A 2728-nucleotide genomic window follows, 5' to 3' on the forward strand; every position below is an offset into this window, starting at 1 on the left:
TGGGAGTCGATACACGCTACCACCTGAGCGGCAGGAACGATGGCGTCAAGGTCGACGGCCTCACCGCAGGAGCATACCTCGGAATAGGCTTCTGAAGTGCCCCTTTGGTGCCCGGCATCGGGGCGGGCTGGAGACTGCTTCCTCGGATGCTGGTCTCTTCTTACCTTGCCGCAGCAGCCGGATAGCACTTGCGCGGGGCATCGCGCGACGTCGCCGCAATTTCTTTCATAAATGCTGGATGATGGGAGGTATTTCGGCGAAAATCGGGTATGACGATTCGTAGCTGCAAGGGGCCTTGGTTGAATCAACCCGGTACGGCCGTGTTCGAAGCGCGTGCATGACACCCGTGGATATCGCAGGTGGCTATGACCAGCTCGCCGACTTCTGGAACAGCGGCGATTTTCCGCGGGACAATGGCATTGCCCAGCACGCGCGTGCCCTGGCGTTTCTCGGGCACGGGCAGCATGCGCTCGACATCGGCTGCGGCAGCAGCGGGCGGGTCATCGACCTGCTGCAGCGTCACGGTCTGACGGTCGAGGGCCTGGACATCTCGCCGCGCATGATCGAACTGGCGAGGAGACGCCATCCGGAGGTCACGTTCCATCACGCCGACATCTGCGAATGGCGCCCGCCGAGGACGTACGACTTCATTTCCGCCTGGGACAGCTTCTGGCACGTGCCCTTGTCGCGGCAGGCGAGTGTCCTCCGGAAGATACTGCATGCGTTGAACCAAGGAGGTGTCTGCATCTTCTCAACCGGTGGACTGGATGAGCCGAACGAGAAGATCGACGCCTGCATGGGGCCAAGCATGTATTATGGTACGCTGGGCATTCCGGGCATGCTCGGGCTCATCTCAGATACGGGATGTGTGTGCCGGCACCTGGAATACGACCAGTATCCGGAGCTGCATCTGTACGTCGTCGTGCAAAGGGCTGAGGCATCGCCTGCCGGTTTGCACGACATCCAGAAGCGCGATCGGCGGATTCATGGGCTTGGCCAGCACTTGGAAGGGGAGTACGATGGAGATTCATGAGCTGCACCGCGGTCGGCTGATCGACCATATCCAGCTTGTGGTCAAGGATCTGGCGGCGAGCAGGTACTTCTACACCGCCGTGCTGGAGGCCCTGGATATTCCCTTGGGCGGGGAGGGTGAGGGCTTCTTCTGGGCCGACGAACTGGTCGTCTCCAGCCAGGACAGCGAGGCGGCGCAGGGCCCGCCCACCGGGCGGGTGCACTTCGCCTTCCAGGCGAAGGATTGCGCAGCCGTGGATCGCTTTCACCGCGCAGCATTGGCTGCGGGTGGCAGCGACAACGGCGCGCCAGGAGTACGGCCCTACCATTCCGGCTACTACGCCGCCTTCATCATCGACCCGGACGGGAACAACATCGAGGCGGTATACCATGGCCCGGCGCAGAGATCGGCCGACTCGGTGAAGATTACCTATACGGAATAGAGCCCGTCTCGCGGCTTTCCTCTTGTTCCACATTGTGCGGGGCGGATAGCGTGCGCCGTTCCCGCTCGTACTCGTCGAAGCTGGGGAGCGGCACGCGGGACGACTGCCCGTAGGGTGTCGATTGCAGGCTCTGGTCGCGGGCCCTCGCGCCCTCATAGAGGCTGCGCGAAATCTCCTGGACAGTGCATCCACCCAACAAGGTGAGGAAGGCCATCATCGGGAGTATGCGGTTGGACATCAATCCTGTCCCGCGTGGTCTCAGGGAAGATTTTGCTTCCTGATCTTTTTTTCCAGCCTGGTCAATCGCTTGTTGAGCTCCACGTAGTCCTCGATCTTCGAGGCGACGAACAGCCTGGTGGAAGTGATGGCCTGGCTCAGATCGGCAACTTTTTCCGCAAGGTCGGCGCGGGTCTCGGCCCCTGAAATCTCGCTCAGGATATGGTGAATATGATTGAAGTACTCGGCAATGTCTGTCTCATCCTCTCTTCCGGGAGGAGGTTCTGGAAAAGAATTTGGCATGTCTGTTTGATAGCCCTGCTGGTCAAGGTGCCATTGTATTGCAGTTCCGGTCGACAGGTAAGAGGGCAGGCAGGCGGCACCGGCGGAGACGGCCGAGAAGGTGAATGCGGCGAATGCTGCCCGAATCCCGCCAGATCAGGAAGCACCTGCAAAGGCAGTTGCGCGAGAAGTTGGGCATGCGCAACACTGGGTATCATTCAAGAAAGGATAATTCCAGCTGGATGGTCTCGTTTTGCATGAAAAGACACCATTAAACCTCTCTTTTCCGGGGAAATAAAATTGAAATAGGTCTTATATTTCCTTGACGACCGGCCGATGGCGGACAAGGAGAAGGAAATGCAAATCGAAGAAATTCACCCTCAACTGGATGGCGGATTCCAATACCTTTTGGGGATGGGGAAAGGATATTGCCGCAAGGTTGTCGTGGATGTAGACAAACATGGCAGTCGTAAAGCGAGAACTCTGACCGAGGGGATCCCGGAATCCCTGCGCCGGCAGGACGAGCAAGACGCTCTGGATGAGATCTCAAGCCTGGAAGACGATGACTCCTATTGGTATTGAAGCATGAGTGTCCTCAGCGAGAACCGCTGGAGTGCCTACATGGAACACACGGAGGATTGATTCCCATTTGGCAATTCTGGAGCTGACGTATGGGTGGACCCGGATCTGCGGCAGGCCATCCTCGACGTGCGCGAAATGGACCGTCTCGATGGCCGGGTGAAGCGAATCCACAGCCGTGTGGCGCGAGATACGAT

The 2728-nt window shown here is 58.9% G+C and carries 5 protein-coding genes; 3 read left to right on the forward strand and 2 right to left on the reverse strand.

From position 1 onward, the window contains the following. Nucleotides 1–337 precede the first annotated feature (337 nt). Both BT108_RS13185 and BT108_RS13190 read left to right on the forward strand, forming a co-directional pair. Nucleotides 338–1033, forward strand: coding sequence for a class I SAM-dependent methyltransferase (locus BT108_RS13185; protein ID WP_072295015.1), 696 nt, complete (start codon nt 338–340; stop codon nt 1031–1033). Continuing rightward, complete coding sequence (locus tag BT108_RS13190; protein WP_072295016.1) at nt 1020–1454, forward strand: VOC family protein; 435 nt, start codon at nt 1020–1022, stop codon at nt 1452–1454. The genes BT108_RS13185 and BT108_RS13190 overlap by 14 nt, the downstream gene beginning before the upstream one ends. On the opposite strand, the gene BT108_RS13195 is transcribed toward BT108_RS13190, so the two are convergent. Together BT108_RS13195 and BT108_RS13200 are read right to left on the reverse strand one after the other, a co-directional pair. Further along, complete coding sequence (locus tag BT108_RS13195; RefSeq protein ID WP_072295017.1) at nt 1438–1692, reverse strand: hypothetical protein; 255 nt, start codon at nt 1690–1692, stop codon at nt 1438–1440. The two genes, BT108_RS13190 and BT108_RS13195, sit on opposite strands and share 17 nt — an antisense overlap. A gap of 20 nt (nt 1693–1712) precedes the next feature. Then, nucleotides 1713–1973 (reverse strand): hypothetical protein, encoded by a 261-nt coding sequence (locus tag BT108_RS13200; protein ID WP_072295018.1) that lies wholly within the window; start codon nt 1971–1973, stop codon nt 1713–1715. Nucleotides 1974–2309: 336 nt separating this feature from the next. Between BT108_RS13200 and BT108_RS13205 the strand changes: the two genes are divergently transcribed. Next, entirely contained in the window at nt 2310–2534 is a 225-nt protein-coding gene (locus tag BT108_RS13205) for a hypothetical protein (protein WP_143142515.1), read from the forward strand. Nucleotides 2535–2728: the final 194 nt, after the last annotated feature.

It is taken from the genome of Nitrosovibrio sp. Nv17 (assembly GCF_900119085.1).
Lineage (GTDB): Bacteria > Pseudomonadota > Gammaproteobacteria > Burkholderiales > Nitrosomonadaceae > Nitrosospira.